The following is a 26,447-nucleotide window of genomic DNA, read 5'->3' on the forward strand; positions in this document are numbered from 1 at the left end:
GAGGACGCCGAGCATGGGCGACCACGAAGAACTCACCCTCCCCGACCTGCGGCGCATCCTGCGGGAGGCCGCCGGGGTCAACGAGGGCACCGACCTGGACGGCGAGATCCTCGACCTGGACTTCGAGGACCTCGGTTACGACTCGCTGGCGCTGCTGGAGACCGGCGCCCGCATCGAACGCGAGTACGGCGTGCGTCTGGAGGACGACGCCATCACCTCGGCGCGGACCCCCCGCGCGCTGCTGACCGTCGTCAACCTCACCTTCACCGACATCGACGCGGCCTGAGGGCCGGTCCGGGAGCGAACATGTCACCAGATCACCGGGTCGCCGTCGTCACGGGGGCCACCAGCGGAATCGGCCTGGCCGTCACCCGCACCCTGGCCGGGCTCGGCCAGCGGGTGTTCGTCTGCGCGCGGACCGCCGAGGACGTCGCCGGCACCGTCAAGACGCTGCGCGCCGAGGGCCTGGAGGTCGACGGCACGCCGTGCGACGTGCGGGAGCCGGCGCGGATCGAGGAGTTCGTACGGGCGGCCGTGGACCGGTACGGCACGATCGACGTGCTGGTCAACAACGCCGGCCGCAGCGGCGGCGGGGTCACCGCCGACCTGTCCGACGAGCTGTGGTTCGACGTGGTGGCCACCAACCTGCACAGCGTCTTCCTGATGACGCGGGCGGTGCTGAACGCCGGCGGCATGCGGCACAAGGACCGCGGCCGGATCGTCAACATCGCCTCCACCGCCGGCAAGCAGGGCGTGGTGCTGGGCGCGCCGTACTCGGCCTCCAAGCACGGCGTCGTCGGCTTCACCAAGGCCCTGGGCAACGAGTTGGCCCCGACCGGCATCACCGTCAACGCGGTCTGTCCCGGATACGTCGAGACCCCGATGGCGCAGCGGGTCCGGCAGGGCTACGCCGAGGTGTGGAGCACCACCGAGGAGGCGGTGCTGGAGCGGTTCCAGGCCAAGATCCCGCTGGGCCGCTACGCCACCCCCGAGGAGGTGGCCGGGATGGTCGGCTACCTGGTCTCGGACGCGGCGGCGCCGGTCACCGCGCAGGCGATCAACGTGTGCGGCGGGCTCGGCAACTTCTGAACGCGGCTACCAGGAAGGAAGTGGGACCGATGACAGGACCGGGCCGGCGCGAGGTGGAACACGAGATCACCGTCCGCGCCCCCGCCGCCACCGCCTACCGGCTCATCGCCGAGGTGGCCGAGTGGCCGCGGATCTTCCCGCCGACCGTCCATGTGGACCATCTGGAGCGGGCCCCCGGCCACGAGCGCATCCGGATCTGGGCGACCGCCGAGGGCGAGGCCAAGACCTGGACGTCCCGGCGGGTGCTGGATCCCGGCGGGCTGCGCATCGAGTTCCGGCAGGAGGTGTCGGCTCCCCCGGTGGCGTCGATGGGCGGCGCCTGGGTGATCGAGCCGGTCGGCGAGGACGAGTCGCGGATCCGGCTGCTGCACGACTACCGCGCGGTCGGCGACGACCCGGACGATCTGGCGTGGATCGACCGGGCGGTGGACCACAACAGCCGCGCGGAGCTGGCCGCGCTCAAGGTGAACATGGAGCGGGCCGTGGACTCGGCCGACCTGCTGCTGTCGTTCGAGGACACGGTGCGGATCGCCGGTTCGGCCAAGGACGCCTACGACTTCGTCAACGACGCCCACCTGTGGCGGGAACGGCTCCCCCACGTCGCGCGGGTCTCGCTCACCGAGGAGACGCCGGGCCTGCAGACACTGGAGATGGACACCCGCACCAAGGACGGGTCCACGCACACCACCAGGTCGGTCCGGGTCTGCTTCCCGCACCAGCGGATCGTCTACAAGCAGATCGTGACGCCGGCCCTGATGACGCTGCACACCGGCGCCTGGCTGTTCACCGACACCGGCGACGGCGTCACGGTGACCTCGCGGCACACCGTGATGATCAACCCGGACACCATCACGAAGGTGCTCGGTGAGGGCGCCGGCGTCGCCGAGGCCCGGGAGTTCGTGCGCACCGCGCTGAGCGGCAACAGCCTGGCCACACTCGGCCACGCCCGCGCGTACGCCGAGAGCCGTGCCTGATCCGGCCGCGGGCCCGGCCACCGACGTGGTCGTCGTCGGGGCCGGGCCGGTCGGCCTCATGCTGGCCGGTGAGCTGCGGCTCGGCGGCGCGCGGGTGGTGGTGCTGGAGCGGCGGGCGGCGCCGTCCGCCGAGTCCCGGGCCTCCACGTTGCACGCCCGCACCATGGAGATCCTTGACGAGCGCGGCCTGCTGGGCGTGCTGGGGACCCCGCCGAACGAGCCGAGGGGGCACTTCGGTGGGCTGCCCCTGGACTTCGGCGGGCTGCCGAGCCCCTTCCCCGGGCAGTGGAAGGTGCCGCAGCCCCGGACCGAGGCGCTGCTGCGCTCCTGGGCCACCGGGCTCGGCGCCGACCTGTGGCAGGACCATGAGCTGACCGGCCTGGCGGAGAGCAACGACGGCGTCGAGGCGTACGCGCGGGGCCCGTCCGGCCGGGTGTGCGTGCGTGCGTCGTACCTGGTCGGCTGCGACGGCGAGGACAGCACCGTGCGGGAGCTGGCCGGGTTCGCCTTCCCCGGCCGGGCGGCGGCCCGTGAGCTGCTGCGGGCGGACGTGCGGGGCGTACGGGTACGGGATCGGCGGTTCGAGCGGACGTCGGCCGGGATGGCCGTCGCCGCCACCCGCGACGGGCTGACCCGGGTCATGGCCCACGAGTTCGGCCGCCCGCCCGTCCCCCGTGCCGGCGCCCCCTCGTTCGCCGAGGTGGCGGCGGTGTGGGCGCGGGTGACCGGGGAGGACATCGGCGGCGGCACGCCGGTCTGGGTGAACGCCTTCGACGACGCCTGCCGCCAGGTGTCGTCCTACCGGCGGGGGCGGGTGCTGCTGGCCGGGGACGCGGCGCACCGGCAGCTCCCGGCCGGCGGCCAGGCGCTGAACCTGGGCCTGCAGGACGCCTGGAACCTGGGCTGGCGGCTGGCCGCCCGGGTCCGCGGCGACGGCGGCGACGAACTGCTCGACGGCTACCACGAGGAACGGCACGCGGTGGGCGCCCGGGTGCTGACCAACGTCCAGGCCCAGGCGCTGCTGCTGCTCGGTGACGGCGAGACCGACCCGCTGCGGGCCGTGCTGGGCGAGTTGCTCGCCCACGGCGACGCGCGGCGGCGGCTGGCCGAGACCATCAGCGGCCTGGACGTCCGGTACCCCGTCGGCGACGGCCCCCTGACGGGAGCCCGGTTGCCGCACTGCCCGGTCATCACCGACCAGGGCGCGGTGAGCACCGCGGCCCTGCTGCGCCCGGCCCGGGGCCTGCTGCTGGACCTGTCGGGGCGCGGCGCGTTCCGGGCGGCCGCGGCGGACTGGGCCGGCCGGGTCCCCTACGTGATCGCGCTGGCCGACCGGACCGGCCCGCTCGCCGGGCTCGGCGGCCTGCTGGCACGGCCGGACGGCCACGTGGTGTGGACCGGCTCCGGCACGGCGGATCCCGCGGGGCTGCGGGCCGCCCTCCACCGCTGGTACGGGGCGCCCGCACCGGACCGGCCGCATCGAAAGGACAACGGCAGTGCACAGGTTCACAGGCAGGACAGCCCTGGTCACAGGGTCGAGCAGGGGCATCGGACGGGCGGTGGCCGAACGGCTGGCCGGTGAGGGCGCGCTGGTCGCCGTGCACTACGCCCACGACGAGGCGGCGGCCCGGCAGGCCGTGGAGTCGATCGCGGCGGCCGGCGGCCGGGCGTTCCCGGTCCGGGCCGAGTTCGGCACCCCCGGGGACGTGGATGCCCTCTTCGAGGGCCTTCAGGCGGGGCTGACGGAGCACAGCGGGGCGGCCGAGCTGGACATCCTGGTCAACAACGCGGGCATCTTCACCGGGGACGCCGAGCCCGAGAAGGTCACCCCGGAGCTGTTCGACCGGATGATGGCGGTCAACGCCAGGGCCCCGTTCTTCGTGACGCAGCGGGCGCTGCCGCTGCTGCGCGACGGGGGCCGGATCGTCAATGTCTCCTCCGGGCTGACCCGGCTGGCCAATCCCCGGGAGACCGTCTACGCGATGAGCAAGGCGGCGGTGGAGATGATCACACTGCATCTGGCCCGGCATCTGGGGCCGCGTCAGATCACCGTCAACACGGTGGCCCCGGGGGTCACCGACACCGGGGCCGAGTTCCTGCGGATCCCCCAGGTGCGCCGGACGCTGGCGGACGAGACGGCGTTCGGGCGGATCGCCGAGCCGGGGGACGTCGCCGACGTGGTGGCGTTCCTGGCCTCCGCCGAGGCCCGCTGGATCACCGGGGCGTTCGTCGACGTCACCGGCGGCTCCCTGCTCGGGTGAGCCACCGGTGACGCGCGGCGGGCGTCCGTCAGGCGCAGCCCGGGTCGGGGACGGCGGCGGCCCGGGTCGCGGTGATGTCGGCGACCGGACTGGAGATCAGGTTGCCCGCGGTGTCGTAGACCCGCGAGGTGCCGGTGCTGGTGTAGGTCTCGCCCGGCTGGACGGCCTGCTGGTCGATCAGGACGTGGCCGGGCAGGCCCGGGATCGGCTGGAACTCCTCCTTGATCACGTAGCGGAACGTCCGGGCGCCGGTCCGCCACCAGTGCCCGCGCCCGCTGCTGACCTGGGTGGCCAGGCAGACCTTGCCGGCGGAGGTGAACGACACCCGGGAGGGGTGGCTCTGGCCGTCGATGGTCACCGTGACGTCCCAGGCGCCGACCGGCTGGGTGCGGGGGGCGGCGTGGGCGGTGCCGGTGGTGGCCAGGGCGGCGACCGGGGTCAGGGCGGCCGCGGCGAGGGCGGCGAGGATCTTCGTCTGCATGGCCCCGACGGTAGGTCGGCCCCGACAAAAAACGCAACGCTTGTATACTTTTGGAGAACGCCGCTGAGCCCAAAGGAGCAGCCGTGACCTCACCCGGGATCCGCACCGGCCGCCACGCCCCGCCCAAGGCACCCCCGGCGGGGGGCCGGCAGGGCATCGCGCTGCTGGTCATCGCCATGGCGCAGCTGATGGTCGTGCTGGACGGCACGATCACCAACATCGCGCTGCCCAGCATCCAGACCGACCTGGGCGTCTCCGAGGCCAACCTCGCCTGGATCGTCAACGCCTACGCGCTGGCCTTCGGCGGGCTGATGCTGCTCGGCGGCAAGGCCGGCGACCTGTACGGGCGGCGCCGGGTCTTCCGGCTCGGCGTCGCGGTGTTCACCGCCGCCTCGCTGCTCGGCGGCTTCGCCAACGGCGAGGCCATGCTGATCGCGGCCCGGGTCCTGCAGGGGGTGGGAGCGGCCGTCGCGGCGCCCACCGCGCTGTCCCTGATCGCCACCACGTTCCCCGAGGGCAGACCGCGCAACCGGGCGATGGGCGTCTACGCGGCCATGTCCGGCCTCGGCGCCACGCTGGGCCTACTGCTCGGCGGCACGCTCACCGAGTACCTCGACTGGCGCTGGGTGCTGTTCGTCAACGTGCCGATCGGGCTGGCGGTGCTGGCCGGGACCGGCTCCCTCGGCGAGGGCGAGCGCGGGCACGGCCGCCTGGACGTGCCCGGCGCGCTCACCGGCACCACCGGCATGATCGCGCTGGTCTACGCCATCACCCGGGGCGGCGAGCACGGCTGGGGCGACCGGATCACCCTGGCCGGCTTCGCCTGCGCGGCCGTCCTGCTGGCGGCGTTCCTGGCCCTGCAGGCCCGCGGCCGCAACCCCATGCTGCCGCTGCGGCTGCTGCGCGACCGCAACCGGGCGGGCTCGTACTCGGCGATGCTGTTCATCGGGGCCGGGATGTTCGCGACGTTCTACTTCCTGACCCTCTACATGCAACTGGTGCTCCAGTACGGCGCGGTGGAGACCGGGCTGGCGTACCTGCCGTTCAGCCTGGGCATGGGCGTGTCGGCAGGTGTGGGCTCCCAGCTCGCCTCGCGGGTCGCGCCACGGACGCTGGCCGCGCCGGGGCTGGTGGTCGCCGCCGCGGGCATGGGCTGGCTGGGCACGCTGACCCCGGACTCCTCCTACACCACCGCGCTGATGCCGGCGATGTTCGTCACCGCGGTCGGCCTGGGCATGAGCTTCGTGCCGATGACGCTCGGCGCGGTCAGCAGGGTCGCCGAGCACGAGACGGGCATCGCGTCCGCGCTGCTCAACAGCGCCCAGCAGGTCGGCGGCGCGCTGGGGCTGGCGGCGCTGTCCACCATCTCCACCACCGCCGCCGACGACCGGCTGCCGCACGCCACCGAGCGCTTCTTCCAGGGCCTGGCCCAGCACGACTTCGCGTTGGTGGCACGGGCCGCGGACGCCCTGACCCACGGCTACACCCGGGCGCTGTGGGCCGCCGGGGCCTGCTTCGCCGTGGCGCTGGTGATCACGCTGACCGCCGTCAACGCCGGACGGCAGGAGGACGCCGGGAAGGTCGCCCACCTCGGCTGACAGCCTCCCCGGGCGACGGGTCCGGCGGGCGCGGGACGGTAGCATCGGGGCGATGTCGGAGGGGAACGGACGAGCGGCGGCCGGGCAGGAGCGTCCCTGGGAGCTGACCGAGCCGGTCCGGCCCGAGCGCAAGGGCGAGCGGACCCGGCAGCGGATCCTGGAGGCGGCCCGCCGCCAGTTCGCCCGGGTCGGCTACGAACGGGCCACCATCCGGCGGATCGCCGCAGATGCCGAGGTCGACAAGGCGTCGGTGATGAAGTACTTCGGCACCAAGCAGGAGCTGTTCCGGCAGGCCGTGCACTTCCGCATCCCGCTCGACCGGCTGACCACCGACGACCCCGGCCGTACCGCGGAGAACTACCTGCGCGGGCTGCTGACGACCTGGGCGGCCGATCCGGACAGCCCCATGGCGGTGCTGCTGCGCACCAGCATGACCAGCGAGGAGGCCGCCGAAGTGCTGCGCGCCCGGGTGACCGCCGAGGTGGTGGACCTGGTGGCGGCCGCCGACCCGGCCCCGGACGCGCGGCTGCGCGCGGCGGTCTTCGCCGCGCTGATGATGGGCATCGCCTCCCAGCGGTACCTACTGCGGATGCCGGACCTGGCCGAGGCCGAGCTGGACGACGTGCTGCGCGTGGCCGCCCCGCTCATCCGGCAGCTGATCTCTCCGTCGAAATAGCCGGGATACCCCTTTTGATCCGGTTGGGCGTATTGCCCGTGCCATCCCCGATGGTTAGCATTATTTCCACCACATTGAGATTCCCTGACCATATACCGATATCGCGGTAAACTGGCCGCCGACCCCACCTGACCAGTTCCGTGAGGTGCACTGGTGAGCATTCCCCCACTGCCGGACGGTGAGATCCACATTTGGTCCGCCGACCGCCGCGACACCGATCTCGGGCACGCCCGGCAGGTGCTCGACCCGGGCGAACTGGCCCGCGCGGACCGCCGCGGCGAGCCTGGCCGCAGCCGCTACCTGGCCTCCCATCTGGCTTTCCGCACCATTCTGGGAGGTTATCTGGGCCGCGCCGCGGACACCCTGCGCTTCGACCGCCGGTGTGCGCACTGCGGCGACCCCGGGCACGGGAAACCGGCCGCCGACCCGGCGCTGGACGCCAGCCTCTCCCATTCCGGAGAGCGCTTCCTGATCGCGGTGTGCCGTTCTCCCGGCCGGGTGGGAGTCGATATCGAGCGGATTCGGCCCGGCGTCGACTGGGCCGCGATCTCCGCGCTGCGGTCGCTCCCACGGCTCGCCGGCTTCCAGGAGTGGACCAGGACCGAAGCGGTGCTCAAGGCCGCCGGGGTCGGCCTGGCCGGCCGGGCCCGGCCCTGGCCGGGCGCCCCGGACGGCGGCACCCACCCGGCCGGCCGGCGGTTCCTGGTCGACGGCTCCCCCGAGCCGTGGTACGCCCACGACCTCGGCTGCCCGCCCGGCCACGTCGGCGCGGTCGCCACCGGACTGCCCGACGCGACGGTACGGATGTTCACCTGGAGCGGCTGAAACCATGACACTCGCCGAGCTCAGCGCGGTCACCGGAGTCCCCATCCCGACGATTGAGAAGTACCTACGCCACGGGCTGCTGCCGCCCGGCGAACCGGATTGCGGGGCGGCGCCGGCCCGGTACGGCGCCGCCCACGTCGACCGGCTGCGGCTGGTGCGCGCCATGCTGGAGGTCGGCGGGCTGTCGATCGACGAGGCGCACGCGGTGCTGCGCCACCTGGACGCGGGCGACCGGTCGATGCACACCATCCTCGGCATGGTCACCGGCGGCTGCGTCCCGCCGGCCGCCGACGGCGGGGACCAGCCCTGGCAGGACGCCGACCAGGAGGTCGCCCGGCTGGTCACCGGCCGCCACTGGCGGGTCGGGCCGGGCAGCCCCGCCTGGCGGCTGCTGGCGCAGACCATCGTGGTCTGCCGCTGGCTGGGGCAGGACGACCTGCTGACCCGGCTGGCCGACTACGCGCACACCGCCGAGCAGATGGCCGCGACCGATCTCACCCTGGTCGCCGCACGCGCCGAGCGCGACTCGGTGGTGGAGGGCGCCCTGGTGTGGACGGTCCTCGGCGAGATGCTGATCGCCGCGATCCGCCGGATGGCGCTGGAGGACGCCTCGGCCCGCCTGTTCGCGGCCGACCAGGAGGGCTGACCGGGCTGACCGGGCTGGCCGAGCTGGCCGAGCTGGCCGGGTTGCCGGGCTGACCGGGTTGGCCGGGTTGACCGGCGGCGGTCAGCGCAGCACCACGCAGGAGGGGCTGGCGATCCGCAGCGGGGCGCCGACCGGGTCCAGTCGGCCGGTGCCGGGGGCGACGCGCAGCGCGGTGACCGACTGGCCCTTCTCGCTGGCGGCGTACAGGAACTCGCCCGAGCGGTCCAGCACGATGTCGCGGGGCCACCGGCTCCCGGGCGCCTTGGCCGTCACCGGCTGCGACTCCACCACCCGCAGCGTCCGGCCGGCGTCCCGCACCCGGTAGACGGTGACGGTGTCCAGCCCCCGGTCGGCCGCGAACAGCAGCCGGCCGTCGGGGGAGATCCGCACCCCGGACGGGGCGTTGCGCGGGTCCACGCCCGGCGGCACCACCGAGGCCCAGCCGAGCACGGCCAGTCTGGCCGTCCGCGGGTCATAGCCGCAGATCGCCACCGTGTGCCCCAGCTCGTTGACCACGTAGACGATCCGGCCGGACGGGTGGAAGGCCAGATGGCGCGGCCCGACCCCCCGGCCGATGAAGCTCCGGGCGCGCAGGGTGAGCCTTCCGGTCGCCGGGTCGAGGCCATAGACGTACACGTGGTCGTCGCCCTTGTCGGGCACCAGCACGTCCCCGGACGTCCCGAACGCGACCATGTGCGGGTGCGGCCCGCGTTGCTCCACCGGGTGCGGACCCGATCCGGTCTGCTCGGCCAGGTCCGCCAGCGGTCCCAGTCCGCCGTCTCCTCGGAGGGGATGGACGGCGACCCCTCCGGAGTCGTAGTTGACCGTCACCAGGTAGCGGCCGGTGGGGTCGATGGCCAGGTGGACCGGGGTGCTGCCCTCCGTGGGCCGCTGGTTGATCGGGGAGAGCCGGCCCCGGCGGTCGATCGACAGCGCGTGCACCGTCCCCCGCGCGGTCTGGCCGACCGCGTACAGCACGTCCCGGCGCGGCGACAGCGCCAGGTAGGTGGGGTTGTCGATGCCGCGGAAGTACCCGTCCAGGGACAGCGCGCCGGTGCGTCCGTCGACGGTGGCCAGCCCGATGCCGGGCAGGTCCGGCAGCCCGAACTCGCCCTCGGTGAACCCTCCGATGTAGGCCCGGCGGGCGACCGGCCCACCCGGCCGGCCCACCCGGCCCAGCGCGGTGCCGGCGACCGCCCAGGTCAGCCCGCCGGCGCCCAGCGCCAGCCCGGTCGTGCCCAGGAAGTGCCGGCGGTCGATCGGCGTGCGGCCCATCGTGACTCCCTTCCGGCGGTCAGCCGCCGCCCACCATGCCCGACAGCAGAAAGGCCAGCCCGCCGAAGCCCGTCCCGACCAGCGTCTGGAGGGCCGGGCGCCGCCGGCGGAACCACGGCACCCGGCGCAGCCCGGCCAGCGCCGCGATGGCGGCCGCCCAGACCGGCAGCATCAGCCGCAGCATGATCTCGCTGAAGAACAGCGCCCCGGCCTGGCCGGTCATGCAGGCGGTCGGCCCGCACTCGGCCGGTGCCCGGTCCGGCGCCAGCAGCGGCCAGCCGACGGCCATCGCCACCGGCACCGCCAGCATCCCGGCGCTGATCCACAGGTACGGGCCGCGCGAGGGCTCCGGTCCGTCCTCGGCGGACGGTCCATCCTCGGCAGGTGACCCGGCCTCAGCGGACGGTCCACCCTCGACGGACGGCCCGACCCCGACGGGCGATCCGACCCTGACGGACGGTCCGACCCTGACGGGGGGTCCCTCCTCGGCAGGTGACCCGGCCCCGGCGGACGATCTGGCCCCGGCGGGCGGTCCGTCGCCGCGCGGCACCAGCGGGATCAGCGCGGCGGCGACCGGCCAGCCGAGCAGCAGCCCGTGCAGCCCCCCGTAGGCGCCCTGCGCGAAGGCCGACCACGCGATCTCCGTCACGGGCGGCGGCGGCCGCCCGTCCCCGAAGTCCGCGACGGCCGTACGCAGCAGTTCGGTGATCGCCCCCGCGCCGAGCCAGGCCAGCGCGAGCGAGGCCCAGCCGACCAGCAGGACCCGCCACCACCGTTCCCCCCACCGCCAGTCCACCGCCTTGGCGTACAGCAGGGGGACCGCCAGCAGCAGGGCCACGCCGACGAGCAGGGCCGGGGAGGCCGGAGCCGGTCTCCCCGGCAGGGACACCGCCGGCAGCCGGGGGGCGATCGGGGCCAGCGGTCCGGTGTAGGTGCCCCAGTCCGCGAACAGCGCCGTGACCAGAGAGGTCAGCACGGCGGTGGCCAGTGCCACCCGGCGGGGCGCGTCCGCGGACGGCACGGCCCGGGGGATGCGCCGGGCCGTGCGGGCGGGGGCGTGGGCGATGTCCATCGGTCTCCTGCCCGGCCGGTCAGCGGGCCGGAGCCCGGCCGGCCACGAGGTCTGCTCGCAGTACCACGTCGGCGATCCGGTCCGGCTCACCGATGTCGGCGCGTACGGCCCGCGGAGCCAGCCGCTTGGCCAGCCCGGTGAGCGTCCGGCCGGGGCCGACCTCCAGCAGCAGGTCACAGCCGAGCCGCTCGGTGAGGACGGGTACCGTCCGGCTCCACTGCACCGGCCCGGTGAGCTGCCGCAGCAGCCGGCCGCGCCAGTCCGGGCCGCCGCCGTGCGGCTCGGCGTCCACGTTGGCCACCACCGGAGCGTGGCCGTCGGCGAACACGGCCGTCTCCAGCACGGCCTCCAGTGGGCCGAGCGCCGGGGCCATCAGCGGAGTGTGGAAGGCGCCGCCGACCGGAAGCCCCACGACCCGGAGCGCTCCCCGGCGGACCGCCTCCTCACCGCAGCGGGCGACGCCGTCCGGGGTGCCGGAGACCACCACGTTGCCGGGTGCGTTCAGGTTGGCCGCCCACACCCGCGCGCCGTCGGCCCGCAGCCCGGCCGCCACGTCCTCGACCTCGTCCTGGTCGAGGCCGAGGACGGCGCTCATCGCGCCCGGCTCGGCGGCGGCGGCCTCGCGCATGGCGGTGCCTCTGGCGTGCACCAGCCGTATCCCGTCGTCGATGGACAGCACGCCCGCCGCCACCAGCGCGGTGAACTCCCCGAGGCTGTGCCCTGCGCACGCGACGGGGGTGACCGGGCCGGTACCGGTGTCCGTGCCGAGCCCGGTCAGCTCCGCCAGGATCACCAGTTCCAGGACGAACGTGGCCAGTTGCGTGTTCTCCGTCCGGCGCAGCGTCGGCTCGTCGGCGTCCAGCAGCAGTGCCGCGACGTCACGGCCGGTGATCTCCGCCGCCCGGCCGACCAGGTCCCAGCCCGGCCGGCCCGCCCAGGGGCGGCCCATGCCGGGCCGGTGGGAGCCCTGGCCGGGGAACATCAGACCCGCTCTCATGGCCGGCGGTCAGCCCTGCCGCAGCTCGGCGAGCTGCGCCTCCGGGACGAACGGCCGCAGTTCCAGCTCCACCATGCCCAGTTGCAGCATCAGGAACAGGTCCTGGCGGCAGCCCCAGTGCTCGACCACCTTGCCGTCGGCGACCCGGTACATGTGCATGTGCTCGATCGACACCTCACGGCCGGTCGGCGCCACGCCCAGGAAGTCGCCGACGTGCCGGCCGGTGAAGCGGACGTGGATGAGCGCCAGGTCCCCGCTGGAGAAACTGTGCAGGTGCTCCCACGTGGCGTCGGCGAACACCTCGTTCATGAAGCGGGCGGTGGCCAGGTAGCCGCCGGGTCCGCCGGGCGTCCCGGGGGGAGCCTCGTGGTCGACGAAGTCGTCGGCGACGTAGGTGTAGGCCGCCTCCTCGTCGCAGTCGTTGAACACCGCGCTCATGTGGTAGGCGATCTCCAGCGGGTCCTGGGCCATGACGGGTCCTCCCTGTCGGATCGGGTTCACGGGTCGAGCAGGCGCGCGAGTTCGGCCCCGGCCGACTCGGCGTCGATGAAGTGGACGGCCTGCCAGGACGCGGCCCGCGCGCCCTCGACGTTGCGGGCGGTGTCGTCCACCAGCAGGCATTCCTCCGGGCGCACCCCGGCGCGCTTGGCCGCCAGGTCGTACATGCCGCGCTGCGGCTTGCGGTGACCGACCTCGAACGACAGCACGACGTCGTCGAACAGTTCGCCGGCGTCCACCATGCGGCGCCAGTGCGCGTCCCAGGTGGGGACCATGTTGGAGAGCATCCCGACGAACAGCCCCCGGGCGCGCAGCCCGCGCAGCACCTCCACCCACGCGTGGTTGGTCTCCCGGCCGTCGAACCAGTCGTCGGCCAAGGTGGTCGGGTACTCCCCCTGCAGGCCGTGCTCGGCGACCAGGATGTCGCCGATCTGCCGGAGCCATTCCCGCTCGGTCACCAGCGGGGTGTCTATCGGCTCCATGTAGTCGTCGGTGCCGTAACTTTCGGTCACTTTGATAATGGCCATGAAAAGCGCGTCGCGGTCGATGTCCTTACGGGTGCAGAAGCTTTCCATGGTGTGGCTGATCGGCGGTGTGACGACTCCGCCGAAGTCGGTCCACACGGCCTTGACGGCCGGTTTTCGCGAGGAATTCACCGCTCGTTCCGTTCCGCCGCCCGCGACAGGTCGGCAAGGGTGAGGGAAAACGCCGCCACTTCCGTCGAGTTCTGGGTGAAGTCCACCCGCAGCCGCACCCGGCCGCCGTCCGGCCCGCTCGGTTCGGACGGACCGGCCGGTCCGTCCGGCGGGTCCACGACCGCAGTGGCGGTCAGCGGCGCGTCCAGCTCGGCGAACCGGCCGAAGCGCGCGGTCAGCGCGGCCACCTGCCGGCCGGTGCCGCCGCCGTCCAGCGCCAGCAGCGCCAACTGGCGTGCGGCCTCGGCCAGGATCATCGCCGGCAGATGGTCGTAGTCGTGGTCGAACAGGCCCCGGTTGGCGAAGTCGGGGGCCAGCCGGGCGGACACGGCGCCGCCCTCCCGGACCGGGTCGGCCAGCACCACGTTGCCCGGGTGGACCCGGCCGACCCGCCGGGGCTCCACCAGGCCGGTGCGCGGCTTGCCCACATAGTCGGTGGTCCAGGGCGCGGGCGTGTCGCGGCCCGCCTCGCGCAGCACCTCGTACTGGCGCGCGGTCAGCATCATCACCTGCATGGAGTGCCGGCCCACCGGCGCGCCGCCCAGGTACAGCCGCTGCTCGACGCCGACGTTGCGCAGCCGTCCCCGGCGGGTCGGCTTGCCGACGAACTCGGTGTCCACCGCAAGCTCGCCGGGCCGCTCCCCCACCGCCAGCCCCGGCAGGTCGTCCAGTTCCAGGGTGAACGTGCCGACCACGATGCTGGTGCCGACGGGGATGCCGGCGTGCGCGTGGGTGCCGCAGATGGCCGCCTGTCGGCAGGCCTCCAGCAGCAGCAGCGGGTCGAACAGCGCCGGCTCCTGGATGTGGTCGCTGTAGTAGGCGTGCGACAGCGGCAACTGGGCGGCCACCCAGGCCCGCCCGCCGCTGAGCCCGGCCTCGTCGAGTTCGGCCACGGTGCGGATGTCGGTGACGAACACCTCCGACACCGCCGCACGGTGCACCAGCGTGCGGTCCACGGTGCGGGTGTAGCCGAAGTCGGCGGGCGGCGCCGCCACCTCCTGGCCTGCTGCCATACCGGGTTCCTCGCTCCTTTTCCGCTGATTTCACCGGCAGTCTCGCAGCGCCCATTCAAAGTCCGGTCAATGCCGGATAAAAGCAGCCGCGGAGACTACCACTTTCGAGGGAGGCGCTACGACTTCCGAGGCCGCCGCCTTGCCGTCGGCGCTTTTCCCTCCGTACCGTCGGCAGCGAATTCCGACACCCGTCCACGACGGGGGCACGGCGGCACTTCAACGGAGGCGATTAATGATGAGCAGGCCGGATGTCGTGGAGCACGTCCCCTCCGCGCGATATCTGGAGCGGGTGCGCGAGATCGTGGCCGAGGAGCTGGAACTGGAGCCCGGCGAGCTGACCGATCACGGCCATTTCGTGGAGGACTTCGACGGCGACTCGCTCGCCCTGATCACCGTGGTGGCCCGGATCGACCGGGAGCTGTCGGTGGAGATCCCCAAGTCCGAGCTGCCGGAGCTGACCACCCTGGCCGCGCTGTCGGCCGCGGTGCTGGCGCACGCCGGTCAGGGGCCGTCCGATGGCTGAGCGCGGCCCCCGCCGGGTGGTGATCACCGGGCTCGGTGCGGTCAGCCCGGTCGGCACCGGGGCCGCGGAGTTCGCCGCCGCCATCCGCGCCGGGGTCACCGGGACCCGGCCCATCACCGGCTTCGACGTCTCCGGCTTCCCCTACAAGGTGGCCGGCGAGGTCCGCGACTTCGACCCCGCGCCGCTGCTGCACAACCTCGACCCCGGCGAGTGGGGGCGCAGCGGGCTGCTGGCCGCCTGCGCCGCCCGGCTGGCCACCACGGACTCCGGCATCGACCCCGAGCTGCTGGCGTCCCGGCACGTCGGCGCGATCATGGGCACCACCAGCGGCGAGTCCACGGTGGCCAGCCGGCTGGCCGAGCAGTGGGTGCACAGCGAGATCAAGCGGCTGGACCCGCGGCTGGTCGGGCAGGCCCCGGCCGCGCAGATCGCCAACGCGGTGAGCAACGAGCTGCTGCTGACCGGCGACTCGCAGACCGTCGCCACCGCCTGCTCGGCCAGCAACTACGCCCTGGGCTACGCCTACGACCTGGTACGCACCGGCGAGGCGGACCTGATGTTCGCCGGCGGCGCGGACGCGGTCAACCGGTTCACGCACGCCGGGTTCTTCGCGCTCGGCGCGCTGGCCGAGGACGTGTGCCGCCCGTTCGACGCGCGGCGGCCGGGCATCCTGACCGGTGAGGGCGGCGCCGCGCTGCTGCTGGAGCCGCTGGAGCACGCGCTGGCCCGGGGCGCCCGCATCTACGCCGAGGTGCTGGGCTACGGCGTCAACTGCGACGCCCGGCACATGGTCCATCCGGACGCCGCCAGCATCGCCGAGTGCATGCGCAGCGCCCACCGCTCCGCCGGCATCACCCCGGACCAGGTGGACTACATCTGCGCGCACGGCACCGGCACCCCCACCAACGACGCCACCGAGGTGATGGCCGTCCGGGAGGTGTTCGGCGACCGGACCCCGCCGATCAGCTCGATCAAGTCGATGATCGGCCACACCATGGGCGCGGCCAGCGGGTTCGGCGCGGTGATCTGCTGCAAGGCGATCCACGACGGCTTCCTGCCGCCCACCGCCAACCTGCGCGAGCTGGACGAGGCGTTCGGGCCGCTGGACGTGGTGCCCGGCCAGGGGCGGCCGGCCCGGCCGCGGATCGTGCAGAACCACGGGTTCGCGTTCGGCGGCAACAACGTCATCACCGTCTTCGGGAGGGTCTCATGACCGCCGCCGTCGCGCCCCGGCCGCTGGCGATCACCTCGGCCGGCGTGGTGTCGGCGGCCGGGCTCGGCCTGGCGCCGCTGGGCGAGTTGCTGGCCGGGGGACGTCCCGGGCACGCCGAGCCGGTCGGCGAGGACTCCTCCGACTACCCGCCGCGCGCGGTCCGGTCGGTGCCGGGATTCCGGCTGGCCGACCACATCGGGCGCAAGAAGATCCGCAACCTGGACCGGCTGACCGGATTCGGCATCGTGGCGACCCGGCAGGCGCTGGCGGACGCGGGCGTGGCCGCCGACGCCCCGGACCGGGCCGGCACCGGGGTGGTGCTGGCCACCAACACCGGCAGCATCGGCAGCATCGCCGAGGTCGCCCAGGACGCGCTGCTGCAGGACCGGCCCTACCTGGTCAACCCGTCCCGGTTCCCGAACACGGTGATCAACTCCTGTGCCGGGCAGATCGCCATCTGGAACCGGCTGCGCGGGATGAACGCCACCCTGGCCGCCGGCCAGCTGTCCAGCCTGTACGCCTTCCGGCACGCACTGGTCGCGCTGGGGCAGGGCCGGGCCGAACGGCTGGTGGTCGGCGGCGGCGAGGAGCTCAGCGCCACCCTGGCCTGGGGCTGGCACGGCACCGGGGTGCTGCCCGAGCACGCCCCGCTCGGCGAGGGCTGCGCGATGTTCACCGTCGAGGACGCCGGGCGGGCCGCCGGCAAGACCGTGCTGGCCGACGTCCTGGCCTGCGAGACCGGCTACTACGGACTGCGCCGGAAACTGCAGAGCCGGGCCGACGGCCTGGCGCGGTGCATCACCCGGGCGCTGCAGCGGGCCGGGGTCGAGCCCGGCGACGTCGACCTGGTCGTGCTGGGCGCCACCCACCATGTCGGGCTGGAGCGGATCGAGGAGCGCGGCATCCGGTACGCGCTCGGCCGTGTGCCCGAGCGGCTGCGGGTGGCCGACACGGTCGGCGAGACCTACAGCGCGGGCGGGGCCATGCAGGTCGCCGGGGTGCTGGCGGTGTGGGCCCGGACGCCCGCGGACCGGCCGCGCGTCGCGCTGGTCACCTCGGTCGGGCACGACGGCAACGCCGGCGCGCTGCTGATCCGCGGCCGGGAGGCAGGCCGATGACGCTGGACCGGACGTTCGTCGGCCGGGTCTACCGGGACGAGCGGTACTACGAGGTGGGCCGGGAGAAGATCCGTGAGTTCGCCGAGGCGGTCGGCGACCCGCACCCGGCGTTCACCGATCCGGCCGCCGCGCAGGCGCTGGGCCGGCCGGATGTGATCGCCCCGCCCACCTTCCCGATCGTGCTATCCATGCGGGCCGAGTCCGCGGCGGTGTTGGACCCCCGGCTGGGGTTCGACTTCTCCCGGGTGGTGCACCGCGAGCAGCGGTTCGCCTACGCCCGTCCGGTGCGGGCCGGCGACCGGCTGACGGTCACCGTCACGATCACGCGGGCCGACACCGTCGGCGGCAACGACCTCGTCGAGTTCGACAGTGAGATCCGCACCACCGGCGGCGAGCTGGTCTGCACCACGACCACCAGCCTGGTCTCCCGGGCTCCCGGCGACGAGACGGAGACGCCATGACGTCCGCGACGACGCGGCCCGCCCGCCCCGGGCCACGGCACGCCGAGGTGACGGCCGGGCTCGCGCTGCCCGCCCGGACGTTCACCGTCACCCGGGCCGACCTGGTGCGGTACGCGGCGGCCTCCGGCGACTTCAACCCGATCCACTGGAACGAGCGGATCGCCAGGGCGGTGGGCCTGCCGGACGTGATCGGGCACGGGATGCTCACCATGGGCCTGGCGATCCGGGCGGTGACCGACTGGGCGGGCGACCCGGGCGCGGTGGTGGAGTACGGCACCCGGTTCCTGCGCCCGGTGGTGGTGCCGGACGACGACCTGGGCGTCGAGGCCACCGTCTCCGGCCGGGTCGCCGCGGTGCTGCCGGAGCCGCGAGTGCGGGTTGACCTGGACGTGCGGGTCGGTGCCGACAAGGTCCTCGGCCGTACCCGCGCCGTGGTCGCACTGGAGGGCTGACGGCCGTGAACGCGGTGGAGACGTTGAGCGGAGTGATCCGGCCCCGTCCGATCGACGGCCCCGAGGTCCGATTGTTCCTGCTGCATCACGCCGGCGGATCGCACACCGCGTTCCGCCGGTGGGTGCGGCACCTGCCGGCCGGCTACGAGGCGTGCCTGATCGAGACGCCGGGCCGGGGCCGGCTGGCGGGCGTGCCGGCCAAGCGGCGGATGGCCGATCTGGTCGGGCATCTGCTGGCCGACGTGGACCCGTGGCTGGACCGGCCGTTCGCGGTGTTCGGGCACAGCATGGGCGGGCTGGTCGGGTATGAGCTGGTGCGCGCCCTGCACGCGCGGGGCGGGCCGCTGCCGGTATGGCTGGGGGTGTCCGGGCATCCGTACGACCGGTCCCCGGAGTACGAGCGGACCTACCTGCTGCCGGACGAGCGGTTCCGGGAGCTGATGGGGGCGCTCGGCGGGGTGCCGCGGCAGATCCTCGACGAGCCCCGCTACTGGCGGCTGTTCGAACCGCTGATGCGGGCCGACCTGGAGCTGTGCCAGACCTGGGAGCCCGACCCGGCGGCGGCGCCGCTGCCGGTGCCGATGACGGCGTTCGCCGGACTGTCGGACGCGGTGGCCGGGCCGGCCCGGATCGCCGGGTGGGCGGCGCGCAGCAGCCGGTTCCTGGGCGTGCGGTACTTCGAGGGCGGCCACTTCCACCTGAGGGAACGGCCCGTACCGGTGATCGGCGGGATCGTCGCGGACGTGGCCGCGCAGCTGCCGGGGCACGTGCGCGAGCCGCGGGCGAACGGGGAGCGGACGTGAGCGGCGGGCGGGGCGGGGTCCCCGCGATCGTGGCGACCGCCGTCCCGATGTTCATGGTGGCGCTGGACAACCTGGTGGTGGTCAACGCGCTGGTGCCGATCCGCGAGGACTACGGGGTCGCCCAGCCGGAGCTGCAGTGGGTGGTCAACGGCTATGTGCTGGCGTTCGCCGGGCTGCTGCTGGCGGCGACCGCGCTGGGCGACCGGTACGGGCGGCGGCGGGTGTTCCTCGGCGGGGTGGCGCTGTTCACGGCCGCGTCGGCGGCCTGCGCGCTGGCCGGGGCGGTCGAGGTGCTGGTCGCGGCGCGGGTCCTGCAGGGCGCCGGGGCGGCGGCGATCCTGCCGCTGTCGCTGACCCTGGCGGTGGCGGCGGTGCCGGAACGGCTGCGGCCGCTGGCGGTCGGCCTGTGGGGCGGGATCAACGGCCTGGGGATCGCGCTCGGCCCGCTGGTCGGCGGACTGGTGATGGCCGGGCTGGACTGGCAGTGGATCTTCTGGATCAACGTTCCGGTGGGGCTGGCGGCGCTGCCGCTGGTGCGCCGGACGGTGCGGGAGGGCCACGGCCGGCCCGATCCGGTGGACGTGCGCGGCACGGTGCTGGTCACCGCGGCGGTGACGCTCGGCGTGTGGACCATCGTGCGGGCCGGGGACCGGGCCGTCCCGCCGGCCGAGCCGCTGGTCACGCTGGTGGCGGCGGTAGCGCTGCTGGTGGCGTTCGTACGCTGGGAACGGCGGGCGCCGGCGCCGCTGGTGCCGCCGGGCCTGGTGCGCAACCGGGCGTTCGCGCTGAGCAACGCGGTGGCGCTGCTGATGTACTTCGGGGTCTTCGGCTCGATCTTCTTCCTGGCCCAGTACCTGCAGTGGCCGATGGGGTACGACCCGCTGGAGGCGGGGATCCGGACGCTGCCGTGGACGCTGGCGCCGATGGTCGTGGTCCCGGTCACCAGCCTGCTGGTGGAGCGGATCGGCGGCGGCGTGCTCCAGGCGGCGGGCTGCGCCCTGCAGGGCGGGGCGCTGCTGTGGATCGCGCTCATCGCCGAGCCGGGCACCTCCTACCGCGGCATGGTGCCCGCCCTGGTGGTCGCCGGGGCCGGGATGGGGATCATGTTCGCCGCCAACCCGGCGACGGTGATCGCCGCGGTGCCGGAGGACCAGCACGGCAAGGCCTCCGGGGTGAACAACACCGTCCGCGAGTTCGGCGGCGGGCTGGGCATCGCGGTGCTCACCGCGGTCTTCATGGTCTGGCAGGCCGCCCATCCCGGGACACCGGCCGCCGAGGAGTTCACCGGGGCGCTGCGCGCGGCCGTGCTGACCGGCGCCGTGGTGGTGCTGGGCGGCGCCGTGCTCGCGTTGTTCATCATTCGCCCGGCGGGCTCCGGCAAACAGCGTCCCGCTATTTCCGAGTCCCCGGTTCCGGTCGATTCCGCTACCCCCTAAGTGATATGTCGGCGGGTCGCCGGCGCCGCCTAGCATGAATTGCCACCGCCGGTGGGCGACCCGCCCGAATGCCCGCGACGAGGAATTCCAGGAGAGCTTCATGTCGGAGAATAAAATCGTCATCGTCACCGGCGGATCACGCGGCATCGGCCGGGCCGTGGCGCTGCACATGGCACGGGAGGGCTACGACGTGGCCTTCTGCTACCGGTCGGCGTCCCCGGCGGCGGAGAAGACCGCCGAGGACGTCCGCGGCTACGGCGTGCGCTGCCACCACGCCCCCTGCGACGTGGCCGACGCCGCCGCCGTCGAGGCGTTCACCGAGTCGGTGAGCGAGCGGCTCGGCAAGCCCGACGTGCTGGTCAACTCGGCCGGCATCCTGCGCGACAACGCGCTGGTGCTGATGACCCGCGACGACTGGGACGCGGTCATCGACACCAACCTGTCGGGCACCTTCAACTTCTGCCGGGCCGTGGTCTTCGACTTCATGAAGCGCCGCAGCGGCGTCATCGTCAACCTCTCCTCGGTCACCGGGATCTACGGGAACCCGGGCCAGGTGAACTACTCGGCGGCCAAGGCCGGCATCAACGGGATGAGCCGGGCGCTGGCCAAGGAAGTGGCCCGGCACGGCATCCGGGTCAATGTCGTCGCCCCCGGATTCATCGAGACCGACATGACCAATGAACTGCCCGAGAAACTGCGCAAGGCGGCCCTGCAGAAGGTCGGAATGCGCCGTTTCGGGCGGGCCGAGGACGTCGCCGAGACGGTCGCCTTCCTGGCCTCCGACAAGGCGTCCTACATCACCGGCCAGGTCATTCAGGTGGACGGCGGGATCGTCCTTTAACACCACGACAAAGCGACAGGGAGAGTCAGATGAGCCAGACCATGACCGACCGGATGGGCGAGCTGCGCGAGATCGTCGCCGACGTGCTGGAGGTGGAGCCGGAGGAGATCACCGACGACGGGCTGTTCACCGAGGACCACGACGCCGACTCGCTGCAGGCGATCGACGTGCTGGCGCGGATCGAGAAGACCTACAAGGTCGACATCCCGCAGTCCGAGCTGCCCAACATGAACACCCTGCAGGACGTGTACAAGGTCGTCGCCTCGTACGCCGGCTGGCGGGACTGACCGTGACCCGGGCCTCGACACGACGGGTGGTGGTGACCGGCCTCGGGCCGGTCTCCAGCATCGGCATCGGGATCGCCGACTTCGCCGCCGGGATCCGCGCCGGCCGCAGCGGCATCTCCCCCATCAGCGGCTTCGACTCCACCGGGTTCCCGCACTTCATGGCCGGCGAGGTGCAGGGCTTCGAGCCCAAGCGGATCCTGCGGCGGCTGACCGTCGACGACTGGGGGCCGGCCGGCGTGCTGGCGGCCTGCGCGGCCCGGCTGGCCGTCCAGGACGCGGGGATCGCCCCGGAGGTGCTGGAGGCCGCCCCGGCCGGGTCGGCGATGGGTACCACCGGCGGCGAGTCCAAGGTGACCGAGCTGCTCACCGAGGAGGCCATCACCACCGGCTGGGGCGGCATCACCCCCGACACGGTCGGCCACATCCCGGCGTCCCGGCTGGCCTACGCGGTCAACCGGGAGCTGGGGCTGACCGGGGAGGCGCTGACCTTCTCGACGGCCTGCTCGGCGAGCAACTACGCCATCGGCTACGCCTACGACCTGATCCAGAGCGGCGAGCAGGAGTACATGATCGCCGGCGGGGCGGACACCATCGCCCGCTGGTCGCACGCCGGGTTCTTCCGGCTCGGCGCGATCGCTGCGGAGCGGTGCGCCCCGTTCGACCGCGACCGGGGCGGCATCATCACCGGCGAGGGCGGGGCGGCGCTGTTCCTGGAGTCGCTCGACAGCGCCCGCGCGCGGGGCGCCCGCATCTACGGGGAGGTCCTCGGCTACGGCCTGAACTGCGACGCCAACCACATGGTGGCGCCGCACCCGCCGGGCATCGCCGAGTGCATGCGGCGGGCCCACCGCAACGCCGGGATCTCCCCTGCCGACGTGGACTACATCTGCGCGCACGGCACCGGCACCCCGGCCAACGACGTCGCCGAGTGGCAGGCGGTGACCGAGGTGTTCGGCGACCGTACCCCGCCGATCTCCTCGGTCAAGTCGATGCTCGGCCACACCATGGGCGCGGCCAGCGGGTTCGGCGCGATGGCCGCCCTGGTCGGGATGACCGAGGGCTTCCTGCCGCCGACCGTCAACCACGCCAACCCCGACCCGCTGCTGGAGGGGCTGGACCCGGTGCCGAACCGGGCCCGCCCCGCCGAGCCGCGGATCGTGCAGAACAACGGGTTCGCGTTCGGCGGCAACAACGCCATCACCATCTTCGGGAGGCTCACATGACCGCGACGACCACGGGCGCGCTGCCGGTGGCCGCCGCACGGCCCGCCCCCGCGGCCGTTCCGCTGGCCGTCCTCGGCTGGGGGGTGGTCTCCTCCAGCGGCATCGGCGCGGACGCCTTCGCCGAGGCGATCGTGGCGGGGCGTTCCGGGCTGGCCGACGTCGGGGACATGTTCCCCGAGCCGCTGCCGGACGAGCGGGCGTGCGCGATGCCCGGCTTCAACGTCAAGGACCACCTCAAGGGCAAGGGCACCCGCCACCTCGACCGGGCCACCAAGCTCGCCCTGGTCGGCACGGACCTGGCGCTGGCCGACGCGCGCCCGGCGATCGAGGACGATCCCGGCATGGTCGGGATCGTGCTGGGCACCACCGCCGGCAGCGTCAAGACCACCAGCGACTACAGCCGCGACACCTTCGTCCAGGACAAGCCCTACCTGGTCGATCCGATCATGTTCCCCAGCGCCACGATCAACGGCTCGGCCGGGCGGTGCGCGATCTGGCACAAGCTGGGCGGGGTGAACGCCACGATCGCCGGCGGCCAACTGTCGGGGCTGCAGGTGCTGCGGTACGGCCGGATGGTCCTGGGCCGCGGGCACGCCGACGCCCTGCTGGCCGGGGCGGTCGAGGAGTTCAGCCCGCAGATGGCCTGGGCCGCCCGGCACCTGTACGGCGACGGGCCCGAGCGGGTGCCGGTAGGCGAGGCCGCGGTGGTGTTCGCGGTACGGGACGCCCGCCGGACCCGGGAGGCCGGGATCCGCCCGGACGCCGAGGTGCTCGGCATGGCGTTCGGCACCTACGCCCCGCCCGGCGAGGCCCCCGATCCGGGACTCGGACTGGCCGAGTGCATCGGCCGGGCGCTGCGACAGGCCGAGGTGGAGCCCGGCGAGCTGTGGGCGGTCTCCACCGGGGAACGGGGCGTCGCCCGGCTCGACCAGGTCGAGCGGCGCGGCGTGCAGACCGCATTGGGCGGCCGGGCCGTCCGGTCGCTGCGGGTCAAGTCGCTGGTCGGCGAGTGCCACAGCGCCTCTGGTGGGCTGCAACTGGCCGCCCTACTGGCGCACCACCGCCACGACCCCGCGCTGGACGGCCGGGCGTCGCTGGTGACCTCGGTGTCGGCGGACGGCGCGGTCGGCGCGGCGGTGGTCCGCGGCTGGAGCCGGCCGCACTCCCCCCAGAACGGAGCCGAGGCGTGAAAAGGAAACCGCGGCTGTACTTCTGCTTCCGCAGTCCGTTCAGCTGGATGGCGCTGCGCCGTCTGGAGGAACTGCTGCCGGAGGCGCCGGAGCTCATCGACTACTACCCCTACTGGGAGCCCGACGAGCCGATGATGGCGGCGCTCAACGCGCGCGGCGCCGAATTCCACTACGCGCAGATGAGCAAGGCCAAGCACCTTTACATCCTGGCCGACACCAAACGGCTGGCGAAGCGGTTCGGCTATTCCATGGCGTGGCCGGTGGACATCGACCCGTGGTGGGAACTGCCGCACCTGGCCTGGATCAAGGCGTCGCACCACGGGCTGGAGCGGGAGTTCTACCGGGTGGTCACCGAGGCCCGCTGGGAGCGCGCCGAGAACATCTGCGACCCCGCGGTGATCCATAGGCTGGCGGCGTCGATCGGGCTGGACGGGGACGAGCTGGTCGCCGCCGCCGAGGACCCCGCGATCCGCGCCGAGGGGCTGGACAAGCTCGTCGCGCACTACGAGGACGACGTCTTCGGCGTCCCCTACTTCAAGCTGGGCCGGCACCGCTTCTGGGGAGTGGACCGGCTGGAGGACTTCGTCGCCGCGCTGAACGCGGCCCGCCAGGAGATCAGGGGAGTGACGCCGTGAGCGAGGACGTGCTGCTGGTCGACGACGACTGGGAGCTGGAAGACCCGCTGGAGGGCATCCCGCAGGCCGTGATCGAGCAGGTGGGCTGCTACGACGCCGACACCGCGGGCGGATGCGGCTGACCCGCGAGCCCGTGGCCGCACCGGTCCCGGTGGCCGAGCCACCGGGACCGGTGCGTTCGTACGGCCTGGTGGCGCTGGTGGCGGTGCGCGGCGAGCTGCTGCGCTACGGCGTCGCCGCGATGCTGCGGGAGCTGGCGCCGCTGGTGGGCGAGGTCGTGGAGGACGGCCGGCTGGACGGGCGGCACGTGGACGTGGTGGTGCTGTCGCCCGGCGCCGACACCGCCGCGCTCGCCGACCGGGCGGCCCGGCGACGGATCAGGGTGCTCGGCCTGGTGGACGAGACCGCCGGCGACGTCCTGGACGCCTACGTGGACGGCGTCGTCCCGTACCGCGACCTGACGCTGGAGACGCTGCGGGACGCGCTGACCGGGACGCCGCACACCCGCCCGGCCACTCGGGCGGACCGGCCGCGCCGGGCTCTGACGCCCCGGGAACGCCAGGTGCTGGGCCTGGTCGCGCAGGGCTTGAGCAACAAGCAGATCGCCCGCCGCCTGGCCGTCTCCGAGCACGGCGTCAAGAAGCACGTGGCCAGCCTGCTGACCAAGCTGGACTGCCCGAACCGCACGATCGCGGCCGTCCGCGCCCTGAACGACGGCCTGCTCACCTGACCCGCCTGCTCGCCTCCGCCTGCTCACCTGACCCGTTCGTCCGCTTCATCTGCGGGACGTCACCGTACGGCCGGCTCGCGTTCGCGGGCCGGCTCGGCGGACCCGGCGGAGCGCTCCAGGAACACCCATCTGCGGTAGGACCAGAAGCGGAACACCGTGGCGATGCCGACACCGAGGACCAGCGCGGCGTTGTAGGCCACCGCGCCCCGCAGGTGCAGCGTGTAGTGGACCACCCCGACGACCAGCTCGGTGATCGCCAGGCCGACCGCGTTGAGCCAGCAGAACAGCACGTACTCGCGGCGCAGCCCGGACCGGGCCCGGTGCCGGAACGTCCAGGCCCGGTTGGCCGCGTAGGCGAACGTGGTGGCCACGACCGTGGCCAGGCCGGTGGAGGTCAGCGGGCCCAGGCCCAGCCCCGCGTGCAGCGCGTTGCCCGTCCCCGCGGTGATGACGAACGCCACCGCGCCGACACCGCCGAACCCGACCCCCTCGCGCACCCGGACGGGAACCCGGATGGGAACCCGGCGCCGCGCGCTCAACGCGGCTCCCCGCGCCAGCCGAGCCGGCCGAGCCGGTGGGAGATCCCCCAGCGCGTCACCCGGCCCAGCGCCTCCAGCACGATGGCCCGGCTCATCTTGCTCTCGCCCCGGACCCGGTCGGCGAACTCGATCGGCACCTCCGTCACCTGCAGCCCGGCGCGCACGGTCCGCAGGGTCAGGTCCACCTGGAAGCAGTAGCCCTGGGACTGCACGTCGTCCAAGCCGATCTTCTCCAGGGCCGTCGCCCGGTAGGCGCGGTAGCCGCCGGTCGCGTCCTGGACGGGCAAGCCGAGCAGCAGCCGGGTGTACAGGTTGCCGCCGCGCGACAGCAGCCGGCGGCGCAGCGGCCAGTCCGGCACCCGGCCGCCGCGCACCCAGCGGGAGCCGATGACCAGGTCGGCCCCTGTCAGCGCGGTCAGCAGCCGGGGCAGTTCCTCGGGCCGGTGCGAGCCGTCGGCGTCCATCTCCACCAGCACGTCATAGCCCTGCTGGATGCCCCGGCCGAACCCGGCCAGGTAGGCCGAGCCGAGACCATCCTTGCCGGCCCGGTGCAGCACCTGGACGCGCCGGTCGCGGGCGGCCATCGCGTCGGCCAGCAGGCCGGTGCCGTCGGGGCTGGCGTCGTCGACCACCAGCACATCGGCGGGCGCCGACGCCAGGACCCGGCCGACGATCCGCTCGATGTTCTCCCGCTCGTTGTAGGTAGGGATGATGACCAGGACCCTGCCTGTCTCCGGTGGCACGCTCATGTCGGGCGGCGCCTTTCTCGCATGTCCGGAAAAGCAATTCCGCTATCGAGGCTAGGGGCCGGGAGCGGACCGGCAAGACCTCGATGGAGGGGGTCCTTTCGGATACCCCCCGGGTTTTTTGATCTTCCTTTCATCGCGTTTCGGTAC

32 protein-coding genes are annotated in these 26,447 nt (G+C 73.7%); 23 read left to right on the top strand and 9 right to left on the bottom strand.

The genetic code is table 11. The features are described 5' to 3' along the window. The first annotated feature begins 13 nt into the window (after positions 1-13). The 5 genes from C4U03_RS05595 to C4U03_RS39780 are packed head-to-tail and all read left to right on the top strand — an operon-like array spanning position 14 to position 4,324. Positions 14-286 carry an acyl carrier protein gene (locus tag C4U03_RS05595; RefSeq protein ID WP_103936560.1) on the top strand — a complete coding sequence of 91 codons (273 nt, stop codon included), beginning with the start codon at positions 14-16 and terminating at the stop codon, positions 284-286. 20 nt (positions 287-306) lie between these two features. Beyond that, positions 307-1,089, top strand: a complete 783-nt coding sequence (gene fabG, locus C4U03_RS05600; RefSeq protein ID WP_103936561.1) for a 3-oxoacyl-ACP reductase FabG — start codon at positions 307-309, stop codon at positions 1,087-1,089. A 29-nt stretch (positions 1,090-1,118) separates the two neighbouring features. Beyond that, positions 1,119-2,063 (top strand): aromatase/cyclase, encoded by a 945-nt coding sequence (locus C4U03_RS05605; RefSeq protein WP_103936562.1) that lies wholly within the window; start codon positions 1,119-1,121, stop codon positions 2,061-2,063. Beyond that, entirely contained in the window at positions 2,056-3,645 is a 1,590-nt protein-coding gene (locus C4U03_RS05610; protein ID WP_235017659.1) for an FAD-dependent monooxygenase, read from the top strand. The genes C4U03_RS05605 and C4U03_RS05610 overlap by 8 nt, the downstream gene beginning before the upstream one ends. Continuing rightward, entirely contained in the window at positions 3,623-4,324 is a 702-nt protein-coding gene (locus C4U03_RS39780) for an SDR family NAD(P)-dependent oxidoreductase (RefSeq protein ID WP_235017660.1), read from the top strand. The genes C4U03_RS05610 and C4U03_RS39780 overlap by 23 nt, the downstream gene beginning before the upstream one ends. Positions 4,325-4,352: 28 nt before the next feature. Here C4U03_RS39780 and C4U03_RS05615 read toward each other — a convergent pair whose 3' ends face one another. After that, entirely contained in the window at positions 4,353-4,805 is a 453-nt protein-coding gene (locus C4U03_RS05615) for a hypothetical protein (protein ID WP_103936563.1), read from the bottom strand. Between the two features lie 83 nt (positions 4,806-4,888). Between C4U03_RS05615 and C4U03_RS05620 the strand changes: the two genes are divergently transcribed. From C4U03_RS05620 to C4U03_RS05635, 4 genes are all read left to right on the top strand, one after another. Next, on the top strand, positions 4,889-6,403 hold the full coding sequence (locus tag C4U03_RS05620) for an MFS transporter (RefSeq protein WP_200827067.1): 1,515 nt from the start codon (positions 4,889-4,891) through the stop codon (positions 6,401-6,403). A gap of 52 nt (positions 6,404-6,455) precedes the next feature. Beyond that, positions 6,456-7,079, top strand: coding sequence for a TetR/AcrR family transcriptional regulator (locus C4U03_RS05625; protein ID WP_103936564.1), 624 nt, complete (start codon positions 6,456-6,458; stop codon positions 7,077-7,079). A 153-nt stretch (positions 7,080-7,232) separates the two neighbouring features. Beyond that, positions 7,233-7,904: a 4'-phosphopantetheinyl transferase family protein gene (locus C4U03_RS05630; RefSeq protein WP_103936565.1), complete on the top strand. Its 672-nt coding sequence runs from the start codon at positions 7,233-7,235 to the stop codon at positions 7,902-7,904. Positions 7,905-7,908: 4 nt separating this feature from the next. Continuing rightward, positions 7,909-8,550 carry a MerR family transcriptional regulator gene (locus C4U03_RS05635; protein WP_103936566.1) on the top strand — a complete coding sequence of 214 codons (642 nt, stop codon included), beginning with the start codon at positions 7,909-7,911 and terminating at the stop codon, positions 8,548-8,550. An 81-nt stretch (positions 8,551-8,631) separates the two neighbouring features. Here the strand turns inward: C4U03_RS05635 and C4U03_RS05640 are convergent, their stop codons facing one another. Genes C4U03_RS05640 through C4U03_RS05665 form a run of 6 tightly spaced genes read right to left on the bottom strand, consistent with a single transcriptional unit; the run spans position 8,632 to position 14,100 of the window. Further along, positions 8,632-9,825 carry a lactonase family protein gene (locus C4U03_RS05640; RefSeq protein ID WP_103936567.1) on the bottom strand — a complete coding sequence of 398 codons (1,194 nt, stop codon included), beginning with the start codon at positions 9,823-9,825 and terminating at the stop codon, positions 8,632-8,634. 19 nt (positions 9,826-9,844) lie between these two features. After that, positions 9,845-10,897, bottom strand: coding sequence for a hypothetical protein (locus C4U03_RS05645; protein ID WP_103936568.1), 1,053 nt, complete (start codon positions 10,895-10,897; stop codon positions 9,845-9,847). 19 nt (positions 10,898-10,916) lie between these two features. Then, the gene (locus C4U03_RS05650; RefSeq protein ID WP_103936569.1) at positions 10,917-11,894 is read right to left on the bottom strand and encodes an ACP S-malonyltransferase; all 978 of its coding nucleotides are present in this window, start codon (positions 11,892-11,894) and stop codon (positions 10,917-10,919) included. A 9-nt stretch (positions 11,895-11,903) separates the two neighbouring features. Continuing rightward, positions 11,904-12,365, bottom strand: coding sequence for an ester cyclase (locus C4U03_RS05655; protein WP_235017661.1), 462 nt, complete (start codon positions 12,363-12,365; stop codon positions 11,904-11,906). A gap of 26 nt (positions 12,366-12,391) precedes the next feature. After that, the gene (locus C4U03_RS05660; RefSeq protein ID WP_235017662.1) at positions 12,392-13,048 is read right to left on the bottom strand and encodes an HAD family hydrolase; all 657 of its coding nucleotides are present in this window, start codon (positions 13,046-13,048) and stop codon (positions 12,392-12,394) included. Further along, positions 13,045-14,100, bottom strand: a complete 1,056-nt coding sequence (locus tag C4U03_RS05665) for an AfsA-related hotdog domain-containing protein (protein WP_103936570.1) — start codon at positions 14,098-14,100, stop codon at positions 13,045-13,047. The genes C4U03_RS05660 and C4U03_RS05665 overlap by 4 nt, the downstream gene beginning before the upstream one ends. A gap of 232 nt (positions 14,101-14,332) precedes the next feature. Here C4U03_RS05665 and C4U03_RS05670 point away from each other — a divergent pair, with 232 nt between their 5' ends. The 14 genes from C4U03_RS05670 to C4U03_RS41030 all read left to right on the top strand — a co-directional run bounded on the left by C4U03_RS05670 (position 14,333) and on the right by C4U03_RS41030 (position 25,012). After that, the gene (locus C4U03_RS05670) at positions 14,333-14,623 is read left to right on the top strand and encodes an acyl carrier protein (RefSeq protein WP_200827068.1); all 291 of its coding nucleotides are present in this window, start codon (positions 14,333-14,335) and stop codon (positions 14,621-14,623) included. Further along, positions 14,616-15,836, top strand: coding sequence for a beta-ketoacyl-[acyl-carrier-protein] synthase family protein (locus C4U03_RS05675; protein ID WP_103936571.1), 1,221 nt, complete (start codon positions 14,616-14,618; stop codon positions 15,834-15,836). The genes C4U03_RS05670 and C4U03_RS05675 overlap by 8 nt, the downstream gene beginning before the upstream one ends. Continuing rightward, positions 15,833-16,954 (top strand): beta-ketoacyl synthase N-terminal-like domain-containing protein, encoded by a 1,122-nt coding sequence (locus tag C4U03_RS05680; protein WP_103936572.1) that lies wholly within the window; start codon positions 15,833-15,835, stop codon positions 16,952-16,954. The genes C4U03_RS05675 and C4U03_RS05680 overlap by 4 nt, the downstream gene beginning before the upstream one ends. Then, the gene (locus C4U03_RS05685) at positions 16,951-17,415 is read left to right on the top strand and encodes a MaoC family dehydratase N-terminal domain-containing protein (protein ID WP_103936573.1); all 465 of its coding nucleotides are present in this window, start codon (positions 16,951-16,953) and stop codon (positions 17,413-17,415) included. Before C4U03_RS05680 ends, C4U03_RS05685 begins: the two co-directional genes overlap by 4 nt. Then, complete coding sequence (locus C4U03_RS05690; RefSeq protein ID WP_103936574.1) at positions 17,412-17,867, top strand: MaoC/PaaZ C-terminal domain-containing protein; 456 nt, start codon at positions 17,412-17,414, stop codon at positions 17,865-17,867. The genes C4U03_RS05685 and C4U03_RS05690 overlap by 4 nt, the downstream gene beginning before the upstream one ends. Before the next feature lie 5 nt (positions 17,868-17,872). Further along, entirely contained in the window at positions 17,873-18,670 is a 798-nt protein-coding gene (locus C4U03_RS05695; RefSeq protein ID WP_160146911.1) for a thioesterase II family protein, read from the top strand. Next, positions 18,667-20,106 (top strand): MFS transporter, encoded by a 1,440-nt coding sequence (locus C4U03_RS05700; protein ID WP_200827069.1) that lies wholly within the window; start codon positions 18,667-18,669, stop codon positions 20,104-20,106. The genes C4U03_RS05695 and C4U03_RS05700 overlap by 4 nt, the downstream gene beginning before the upstream one ends. Positions 20,107-20,206: 100 nt before the next feature. Beyond that, positions 20,207-20,947, top strand: a complete 741-nt coding sequence (gene fabG, locus C4U03_RS05705; RefSeq protein WP_103936576.1) for a 3-oxoacyl-[acyl-carrier-protein] reductase — start codon at positions 20,207-20,209, stop codon at positions 20,945-20,947. A 29-nt stretch (positions 20,948-20,976) separates the two neighbouring features. Next, positions 20,977-21,234, top strand: a complete 258-nt coding sequence (locus tag C4U03_RS05710) for an acyl carrier protein (protein ID WP_200827070.1) — start codon at positions 20,977-20,979, stop codon at positions 21,232-21,234. A gap of 2 nt (positions 21,235-21,236) precedes the next feature. Then, positions 21,237-22,457 (top strand): beta-ketoacyl-[acyl-carrier-protein] synthase family protein, encoded by a 1,221-nt coding sequence (locus C4U03_RS05715; protein ID WP_103936577.1) that lies wholly within the window; start codon positions 21,237-21,239, stop codon positions 22,455-22,457. Next, entirely contained in the window at positions 22,454-23,647 is a 1,194-nt protein-coding gene (locus C4U03_RS05720; protein WP_103936578.1) for a beta-ketoacyl synthase N-terminal-like domain-containing protein, read from the top strand. Before C4U03_RS05715 ends, C4U03_RS05720 begins: the two co-directional genes overlap by 4 nt. Next, a complete protein-coding gene (locus C4U03_RS05725) occupies positions 23,644-24,282 on the top strand; it encodes a 2-hydroxychromene-2-carboxylate isomerase (RefSeq protein ID WP_103936579.1) in 639 nt (212 codons plus the stop codon). Before C4U03_RS05720 ends, C4U03_RS05725 begins: the two co-directional genes overlap by 4 nt. Continuing rightward, positions 24,279-24,404: a hypothetical protein gene (locus tag C4U03_RS42385; protein ID WP_268817489.1), complete on the top strand. Its 126-nt coding sequence runs from the start codon at positions 24,279-24,281 to the stop codon at positions 24,402-24,404. The genes C4U03_RS05725 and C4U03_RS42385 overlap by 4 nt, the downstream gene beginning before the upstream one ends. Then, a complete protein-coding gene (locus tag C4U03_RS41030) occupies positions 24,395-25,012 on the top strand; it encodes a helix-turn-helix transcriptional regulator (RefSeq protein ID WP_200827071.1) in 618 nt (205 codons plus the stop codon). Before C4U03_RS42385 ends, C4U03_RS41030 begins: the two co-directional genes overlap by 10 nt. A gap of 59 nt (positions 25,013-25,071) precedes the next feature. Here C4U03_RS41030 and C4U03_RS05735 read toward each other — a convergent pair whose 3' ends face one another. Both C4U03_RS05735 and C4U03_RS05740 read right to left on the bottom strand, forming a co-directional pair. Continuing rightward, the gene (locus C4U03_RS05735; RefSeq protein WP_103936580.1) at positions 25,072-25,551 is read right to left on the bottom strand and encodes a GtrA family protein; all 480 of its coding nucleotides are present in this window, start codon (positions 25,549-25,551) and stop codon (positions 25,072-25,074) included. Continuing rightward, the gene (locus tag C4U03_RS05740) at positions 25,548-26,300 is read right to left on the bottom strand and encodes a polyprenol monophosphomannose synthase (RefSeq protein ID WP_103936581.1); all 753 of its coding nucleotides are present in this window, start codon (positions 26,298-26,300) and stop codon (positions 25,548-25,550) included. Before C4U03_RS05740 ends, C4U03_RS05735 begins: the two co-directional genes overlap by 4 nt. Positions 26,301-26,447: the final 147 nt, after the last annotated feature.

This window comes from Thermomonospora echinospora, assembly GCF_900108175.1.
Lineage (GTDB): Bacteria > Actinomycetota > Actinomycetes > Streptosporangiales > Streptosporangiaceae > Thermomonospora > Thermomonospora echinospora.

What these genes read in the sequence shown, in the direction of transcription:
- C4U03_RS05595 (WP_103936560.1), top strand. Translation starts at nt 14, where the DNA reads ATGGGCGACCACGAAGAACTCACCCTCCCCGACCTGCGGCGCATCCTG.
- fabG (WP_103936561.1), top strand. Translation starts at nt 307, where the DNA reads ATGTCACCAGATCACCGGGTCGCCGTCGTCACGGGGGCCACCAGCGGA.
- C4U03_RS05605 (WP_103936562.1), top strand. Translation starts at nt 1,119, where the DNA reads ATGACAGGACCGGGCCGGCGCGAGGTGGAACACGAGATCACCGTCCGC.
- C4U03_RS05615 (WP_103936563.1), bottom strand. Translation starts at nt 4,805, where the DNA reads ATGCAGACGAAGATCCTCGCCGCCCTCGCCGCGGCCGCCCTGACCCCG.
- C4U03_RS05625 (WP_103936564.1), top strand. Translation starts at nt 6,456, where the DNA reads ATGTCGGAGGGGAACGGACGAGCGGCGGCCGGGCAGGAGCGTCCCTGG.
- C4U03_RS05635 (WP_103936566.1), top strand. Translation starts at nt 7,909, where the DNA reads ATGACACTCGCCGAGCTCAGCGCGGTCACCGGAGTCCCCATCCCGACG.
- C4U03_RS05640 (WP_103936567.1), bottom strand. Translation starts at nt 9,825, where the DNA reads ATGGGCCGCACGCCGATCGACCGCCGGCACTTCCTGGGCACGACCGGG.
- C4U03_RS05645 (WP_103936568.1), bottom strand. Translation starts at nt 10,897, where the DNA reads ATGGACATCGCCCACGCCCCCGCCCGCACGGCCCGGCGCATCCCCCGG.
- C4U03_RS05650 (WP_103936569.1), bottom strand. Translation starts at nt 11,894, where the DNA reads ATGAGAGCGGGTCTGATGTTCCCCGGCCAGGGCTCCCACCGGCCCGGC.
- C4U03_RS05655 (WP_235017661.1), bottom strand. Translation starts at nt 12,365, where the DNA reads ATGGCCCAGGACCCGCTGGAGATCGCCTACCACATGAGCGCGGTGTTC.
- C4U03_RS05665 (WP_103936570.1), bottom strand. Translation starts at nt 14,100, where the DNA reads ATGGCAGCAGGCCAGGAGGTGGCGGCGCCGCCCGCCGACTTCGGCTAC.
- C4U03_RS05670 (WP_200827068.1), top strand. Translation starts at nt 14,333, where the DNA reads ATGATGAGCAGGCCGGATGTCGTGGAGCACGTCCCCTCCGCGCGATAT.
- C4U03_RS05675 (WP_103936571.1), top strand. Translation starts at nt 14,616, where the DNA reads ATGGCTGAGCGCGGCCCCCGCCGGGTGGTGATCACCGGGCTCGGTGCG.
- C4U03_RS05680 (WP_103936572.1), top strand. Translation starts at nt 15,833, where the DNA reads ATGACCGCCGCCGTCGCGCCCCGGCCGCTGGCGATCACCTCGGCCGGC.
- C4U03_RS05685 (WP_103936573.1), top strand. Translation starts at nt 16,951, where the DNA reads ATGACGCTGGACCGGACGTTCGTCGGCCGGGTCTACCGGGACGAGCGG.
- C4U03_RS05690 (WP_103936574.1), top strand. Translation starts at nt 17,412, where the DNA reads ATGACGTCCGCGACGACGCGGCCCGCCCGCCCCGGGCCACGGCACGCC.
- fabG (WP_103936576.1), top strand. Translation starts at nt 20,207, where the DNA reads ATGTCGGAGAATAAAATCGTCATCGTCACCGGCGGATCACGCGGCATC.
- C4U03_RS05710 (WP_200827070.1), top strand. Translation starts at nt 20,977, where the DNA reads ATGAGCCAGACCATGACCGACCGGATGGGCGAGCTGCGCGAGATCGTC.
- C4U03_RS05720 (WP_103936578.1), top strand. Translation starts at nt 22,454, where the DNA reads ATGACCGCGACGACCACGGGCGCGCTGCCGGTGGCCGCCGCACGGCCC.
- C4U03_RS41030 (WP_200827071.1), top strand. Translation starts at nt 24,395, where the DNA reads ATGCGGCTGACCCGCGAGCCCGTGGCCGCACCGGTCCCGGTGGCCGAG.
- C4U03_RS05740 (WP_103936581.1), bottom strand. Translation starts at nt 26,300, where the DNA reads ATGAGCGTGCCACCGGAGACAGGCAGGGTCCTGGTCATCATCCCTACC.